The organism is Corallococcus sp. CA049B (genome assembly GCF_003611685.1).
Classification (GTDB): Bacteria; Myxococcota; Myxococcia; order Myxococcales; family Myxococcaceae; genus Corallococcus; species Corallococcus coralloides.
The window spans coordinates 1-6,198 of the sequence record NZ_RAWC01000337.1; the positions used below are offsets into that span (position 1 = coordinate 1).

A 6,198-nucleotide genomic window follows, 5' to 3' on the forward strand; every position below is an offset into this window, starting at 1 on the left:
AGATGTGTATCAGAGACAGCCCCGGACGCGATTGATACGACCGGCGACCAGTCTGTCTCCGCTCTGTTGACCGAGGCCCCTGTGATGACGAAGCAGTCGCTCCTGTTGGCGTTCGCGGGCGTGCTGACCGCATGTGGCCCCGTGAAGTCCACGTCCAACATCCTCGACGCCGAGGTGCAGATCCAGGCCGCGCGCACCGCCGGGGCGGAGAAGGAAGCCCCCTACGAGTGGACGGCCGCCAACCTCTACCTGCAGAAGGCGCGGGAGGAGGTCGGCTATTCGGACTACCAGGCCGGTGTGGACTTCGCCGTGAAGGCCTCGCGCTTCGCCAACGAGGCGCGGGAGAAGGCCATGTCCGCGGCCAACAGCGGCGATTCCCAGGGCCGCCCCCAGAACCCGTGACGCCCGAGCGTTCTCCGATGAAGCGTCTGACCCAGTCCGCGCTTTTCACCCTACTGCTCACCTCCCTCGCCTGCGTCAGCGGCAACAAGATCCGCGCTGACACGGAGGTGCTCACCGCCGACGTGGAGCGCGCCCGCCGTGGCGGCGCCCTGCGCTGCGCGCCCGCGGAGCTGGCCGCCGCGGAGGCCAACCTCGACTTCGCCCGCGGAGAGCTCAGCCAGGGCAACAGCTCGCGCGCCGCCCAGCACGTGCGCAACGCCGACACCGCGGTGAAGCGCGCCCTGGAGCTGTCCAAGAACTGCGGCCCGCGCCAGGTGCTGGTGCGCGACCGTCCGGAGACGCCGCAGCCGGAACAGCCGCAGCAGCCCAACCAGCCCCAGCAGCAGGTGGTGGTGAGCATCGAGGAGACGGACATCGACGGCGACGGCGTGCTGGACAAGGACGACCCCTGCCCCGAGCAGGCCGAGGACGTGGACGGCTTCCAGGACCAGGACGGCTGCCCGGATCCGGACAACGACGGCGACGGCGTGCTGGACGCGCAGGACAAGTGCCCGCTCATCCCCGGCGTGGCGGAGAACAACGGCTGCCCGCCGGAGGCCCCCAAGGACCGCGACGGCGACGGCGTGCTGGACAACGTGGACCGGTGCCCGGACCAGCCCGAGGACAAGGACGGCTTCGAGGACGAGGACGGCTGCCCGGACCTGGACAACGACCTGGACGGCATCGTGGACGGCACGGACAAGTGCCCCAACGAGCCGGGTCCGCTGCAGAACCTGGGCTGCCCCATCGTGGACAAGGACGGGGACGGCATCAACGACGACAAGGACAAGTGCCCGGACGAGCCGGAGGACAAGGACGGCTTCCAGGACGACGACGGCTGCCCGGACCTGGACAACGACAGCGACGGCGTGCCGGACGCGCAGGACAAGTGCCCGAACGAGTCCGGCCCGCAGGAGAACAGCGGCTGCCCGGATCCGGACCGCGACGGCGACGGCGTGGTGGACCGCCTGGACGCGTGCCCTGACGACCCGGGCGTGAAGGAGGAGCGCGGGTGCGCCAAGCAGTACAAGATGGTCATCGTCAAGAAGGACCGGATCGAGATCAAGAAGCAGATCCTCTTCGGCACCGGCTCCGCGAAGATCATCGGCAAGCAGAGCACCACCATCCTGGATGAGGTGGCGCAGGCGCTGAAGGACGCGCCGTGGATCCGCAAGATGCGCATCGAGGGCCACACCGACTCGATGGGCAACGACACGGCGAACCTGAAGCTGTCCCAGAAGCGCGCCGACGCGGTGATGGCGCAGCTGCTCAAGCGCGGCATCGACCCGGGCCGCATGGAGGCCGTGGGCTTCGGTGAGACGAAGCCCGTGGCGCCCAACAACACGAAGGCCGGCCGCGCGCTCAACCGCCGCACGGAGTTCAACGTCATCCGGCAGTGACGTGACGCGCCCCACCCCGCTCCGTCCGTGACGGAGCGGGACCCGCGGTTCCCCTACGCGCCTCCCCGGGCTTCGGTGCCCTGGGAGGCGCGGTCGTTTCCGGGGGCTTCTCAGCCGTCCTTGAGCAGTTCGTGCAGCACTTCGGTGGCGTAGGCGCCGCGCGGCAGCTCGAACGTGAGCAGCGCGTCCTCGCCCTCCGCCGTGAGCTCCGCCGCGCCCAGGCGCACGCGGTACGGACGGCGCGTGCCTTCCGTCTCGTCGCCGCCGCGCTGGAAGTCGCTCGGCGTGACGCCCGCTTCCGCGAGCAGCCGCGCCTCGAACTCCGCCACCTCGCCCTTCGAGGCGGTCATCTTCGGGCCGAACATCGGGCCCGCCGGGCTCACCTCGAATGAGGCCACGCGCGGGCCGTCCACGTCCGGCGCCTCGCACACGAAGAGGCCGCCCGTCTCCTCCTTGCGCAGCACGTCGCCCAGGAGCGCCGTGGCGAAGGTGCCCGCGGTGAGCCGCGCGGCCAGCGCCTGGTTGAAGAGGCGCGACTGGAAGGCGGACAGGTACAGCTTGCGCTGGAAGCGGTCCGGCCGCTTCGGCAGCCGCTGCCCCAGGAGCAGCATCCGGCCCAGGTCCGCGTTGTCCCCGGCCCGCCCGAAGCGCTGCTCCCCGAAGTAGTTGGGCACGCCCTGCGCGGCCAGCCGGGAGAAGGACTCCCGCGCCGCGCCCAGGTCCTGCACGCCGCGCAGCCGCAGCCGGAAGCGGTTTCCCTTCAGGTGCCCGGTGCGCAGCTTGTTGCCGTGCCGCTTCACCTCCAGCACGCGCACGCCGTCCAGCGCGAACTCCGGCACGCGGGCTTCGGCGTTCGCGGGCACGGACAGCCACTGCCGCGTCACCGCCTGCCGGTCCTTCATGCCGGCGGAGCCGATGTCGTCCTCGCGCACGCCCAGCGCGGTCGCCAGCGCGCGTACCACCTCGCGCGTGTCCCGGCCGCGCTTCTCCACCCAGAGGTACAGGTGCGTGCCCTCGCCGGACGGCAGGTACGCGGGCAGCTCCTCCACCTCGAAGTCCTCGGGGGTGAGCTTGAACGCGCCGCCGCACCCGGGCACGCCCGCGGTCAGCCTCGGAAAGCCAGTGTCCGTCACGGCGCCTCGAGCGTGGCCAGGAGTTCCTTCACCCGGCGGGCCAGGTCCTCGTCCGCGCGCGACTCCAAGAGCTCCCCCACCTGGAACAGCAGGAAGAACATCACGTCGCTCAGCGCCTGACGGAACGAGGCCAGCGGCTCGCTGCCCAGGTGGGCGCGGTGCTTGTCGAAGGCCTCCATCAGCCGGCCCTCCGGCAGGCTCCCATCCGCCGCGAACGCCAGCCCCTCCAGCACCGGCGACGACGACAGCGCCTGGTTGGACAGCGCCGCGTTGGCCGCCGCGATGAACTCGCGGTCCATGCCGGAGCGGGCCACCTCGTCGCGGATCTCCCGGAAGATGAAGTTGAAGACGCGCGCCACCGGCCGGGCATCCACCGGAACTGGCGCGCGCACCGGCGGACGCACGCGCGGGGCGGCCGCCTTCTCCGGCGCCGCGGCCGTAGCAGACGCCCCCGCGGGCTTGTCCGTCAGCCCCGCGAAGCCGCCCTCCAGCAGGCGGAAGACGACCTTGGTGACGTCGAACTCGGACAGCCGCGCCGCGTGCCCCAGCTCCAGCACCGTGCGCCGCCCATCCAGCATGGCCAGCACGCGGTCCTCGTCCTCCTCCAGCTTGCCGTCGGACGGGCGCTTGCGCGCCACGTACATACGGCCGTGGGGGATGCGCTTGCGGAAGTGCGCCATCTCGTCGATCTTCCGGATGCTGTCCATCAGCAGGCTCTGCGTGGACAGCTGGAGCGAATGGCCCGTCTTCTCGTCCAGCGGCTGGTCGATGAGGAAGAACGACCCCTCGCGGCACAGCACGATGGCGTGGAAGATCTCACTCACCTGGTGCGTGACGCACTTGAAGAGGTCGTGCGCCTGGAGCATGCCCTTCTCCACCAGCGCCCGGCCCAGCTTGGACGCGGACTGCTCGCGCAGCACCGCCTCCACCTGCGCGCGGTCCGCGTAGCCCAGGCGCACCAGCACCTCGCCCAGCCGGTCCGCGGGCTCCTCGGAGGTGGCGCCGCGCACCTCGCCCTCGCGCAGCGTGAGGGAGCGCTCGCCGCCCGGCGTGTGCACGCGGATGACGCCGCTCCAGCGCGACTGGCTGAGGAACGCGATGAGGTCAGACAGCGGGAAGCCGCCCGCGTCCCCTGAAAGCACCACGCGCGGCGTGGGGATGGAGCCCCCTTCCGGCGGCGTGCGGGAGAACACCAGCAGGTCGGGCGCGGTGGGCATCAGCGCGTACGTCCCCGAGCGTCCCGCGAGCGCGGGGATGCCGGTGCGGTCCTCGGGGACCAGCTGCGCGGCGCCATCGATGCGGAAGCGTTGGCTCATCGAAGGGTCAGTCAGCGGCCCACGCGTTGTTGTTCGCGCGCCACTCCACCTCGTCCTCCATGCTGTGCTCCAACTGCGCCTCCTGGAAGCCCAGCTCGTAGGCGCGTCCATTGAAGAACACGGACGGGGTGCTGTTGATGGCCGCCCTGCGCCCCTGCGCCTGGAAGCCTTCGATCTCGTCCTTGTACTGCTCCGTCTTCAGCACGGCGGCCAGCTTGTCCCCGTCCAGCCCCACCGACTTCGCCAGCGCGGGCAGCGCCTCCGGCTTGAGGTTGTTCTGCTGGCCGAAGAGCGCGTCGTGCATCTGCCAGAACTTGCCCTGGTCACGCGCCCACAGCACCGCCTGCGCGGCGGGGACGGCGTTGGCGTGCATGGAGAGCGGGAACGGCAGGTAGCAGAAGCGCACCTCGCTGGGGTGCTTCCTCGCGAAGCCCTCCAGGATGGGCCGCGCCTTGCCGCAGAAGGGGCACTCGAAGTCGGAGAACTCCGCCACCGTCACGGGCGCGTTGGCGTCGCCCTGGCACATGCGCGGATCCACCTTGAGCTCCACGCGCGGCTCGCGGAAGGACGCGTAGTACTTGGACAGCGTGACGATGACCTCGCTCGCGGGCCCGCCCTCCGCCACCATCCGGGCGGACAGCCGCGCCATCCGCTTCGCGTGCTTGCAGGGCGTGTGCTGCTTGAGGCACGCGCCCAGCGAGTGGGGGCAGCCGCAGTAGCAGAACTCGTCGCTGAACACCGTGGCCAGCTCGCGCTTCGCCGCGGGCGGCAGCGCGGAGAAGTCCATGCCGGGGATGCCCGTCAGCAGCTGGGCCGGATCCGCGGGCGGCGCCTCCGCGGCGGGGCTCGCGGCCGGAGCGGCGGGGGCAGGCGCCGGAGCGGCGGCCGCCGGGGCCTTGGGGGTGGCCGGAACTTCCGCGCTCTTGGCGCAGCCGGCGCCCATCAGGGTCGCCGCGGCCAGCACGGGAGCAACACGCATCCATCGAGGGAGGAGCACGGCCCGGGGTTTAGCCACGCGCGCCGGGCTTGTAAAGCAAGGCGGCCTTTGGCAGACGGCCCTTCGCCCATGCCCAGAGTCCTGATGTTGCACACGGGAGGCACGCTCGGAATGGCCGGTGGCCGGCCTTCCGCCCTGCGTCCCGCGGCCTTCTTCCAGACGCTCCGCAAGCGAGCCCCGGAGCTGTTCCAGCTGGCCGACATCGAACTGGAGCTGTTCTCCAACCTGGACAGCTCGGAGATGCAGCCGGAGCTCTGGAGCCGGATGGCCGCCCACCTCCACCGTCGACTGCCGGACTTCGACGGGGCGGTGGTGACCCATGGAACGGACACGCTCGCCTTCACGGCCAGTGCACTGTCCTTCATGTTGCGAAACCCGCCCTGCCCGGTGGTGCTGACGGGCTCGCAGCGGCCCCTGGGGGAGATCCGCTCGGACGCGCGGCTGAACCTCATCGACGCGGTGCTCTCCGCGCTGCAGGGGCCGCGCGAGGTGACCATCTGCTTCGACTCGCACCTGTACCGGGGCAACCGCACCCGCAAGGTGAAGGTGGCCGAGTACGACGCCTTCGAGAGCCCCAACTTCCCGGTGCTGGGCACGCTGGGCGTGGACGCCACCTTCGAGAAGGGCCTTGCGTCCCGGGGCCCCTTCCGGCTCCACGACAAGCTGGATCCGCGCGTCTTCCTCTTGAAGGTGTACCCGGGGCTGGACCCGGCCCTGCCCCTGCAGCTCCTTCCGCACGTGAAGGGGCTGGTGGTGGAGGCGTACGGGGCGGGCAACGTGCCCATCGCGCCGGAGCTGGGCCGCTCGCTCCTGCCGCTCTTCGTCCAGGCGCGGGAGCGGGGCGTCCCGGTGCTGGTGGTGAGCCAGTCGTACCGCAACGGGGTGGACCTCACGCTCTATGAGTCCGGGGC

6 protein-coding genes are annotated in these 6,198 nt (G+C 71.1%); 3 read left to right on the forward strand and 3 right to left on the reverse strand.

What is annotated here, in order from left to right; translation table 11 throughout:
- The first annotated feature begins 84 nt into the window (after positions 1 to 84).
- Together D7W82_RS37765 and D7W82_RS37770 are read left to right on the forward strand one after the other, a co-directional pair.
- Positions 85 to 402, forward strand: a complete 318-nt coding sequence (locus tag D7W82_RS37765) for a DUF4398 domain-containing protein (protein ID WP_043321207.1) — start codon at positions 85 to 87, stop codon at positions 400 to 402.
- A 17-nt stretch (positions 403 to 419) separates the two neighbouring features.
- Positions 420 to 1,841: an OmpA family protein gene (locus tag D7W82_RS37770; RefSeq protein WP_120622903.1), complete on the forward strand. Its 1,422-nt coding sequence runs from the start codon at positions 420 to 422 to the stop codon at positions 1,839 to 1,841.
- Positions 1,842 to 1,951: 110 nt separating this feature from the next.
- On the opposite strand, the gene truD is transcribed toward D7W82_RS37770, so the two are convergent.
- The 3 genes from truD to D7W82_RS37785 are packed head-to-tail and all read right to left on the reverse strand — an operon-like array spanning position 1,952 to position 5,269.
- A complete protein-coding gene (gene truD, locus D7W82_RS37775) occupies positions 1,952 to 2,974 on the reverse strand; it encodes a tRNA pseudouridine(13) synthase TruD (RefSeq protein WP_120622904.1) in 1,023 nt (340 codons plus the stop codon).
- The gene (locus tag D7W82_RS37780) at positions 2,971 to 4,290 is read right to left on the reverse strand and encodes a DUF4388 domain-containing protein (RefSeq protein WP_199727991.1); all 1,320 of its coding nucleotides are present in this window, start codon (positions 4,288 to 4,290) and stop codon (positions 2,971 to 2,973) included. Before D7W82_RS37780 ends, truD begins: the two co-directional genes overlap by 4 nt.
- 7 nt (positions 4,291 to 4,297) lie before the next feature.
- Positions 4,298 to 5,269: a thioredoxin domain-containing protein gene (locus D7W82_RS37785; protein ID WP_233588180.1), complete on the reverse strand. Its 972-nt coding sequence runs from the start codon at positions 5,267 to 5,269 to the stop codon at positions 4,298 to 4,300.
- Between the two features lie 87 nt (positions 5,270 to 5,356).
- Between D7W82_RS37785 and D7W82_RS37790 the strand changes: the two genes are divergently transcribed.
- Positions 5,357 to 6,198: asparaginase (locus tag D7W82_RS37790; protein WP_147439752.1), on the forward strand; the 842-nt coding region annotated here is incomplete at its 3' end.

Coding starts and splice junctions, on each gene's coding strand:
- D7W82_RS37765 (WP_043321207.1), top strand. CDS start 85: ATGACGAAGCAGTCGCTCCTGTTGGCGTTCGCGGGCGTGCTGACCGCA.
- D7W82_RS37770 (WP_120622903.1), top strand. CDS start 420: ATGAAGCGTCTGACCCAGTCCGCGCTTTTCACCCTACTGCTCACCTCC.
- D7W82_RS37780 (WP_199727991.1), bottom strand. CDS start 4,290: ATGAGCCAACGCTTCCGCATCGATGGCGCCGCGCAGCTGGTCCCCGAG.
- D7W82_RS37785 (WP_233588180.1), bottom strand. CDS start 5,269: ATGCGTGTTGCTCCCGTGCTGGCCGCGGCGACCCTGATGGGCGCCGGC.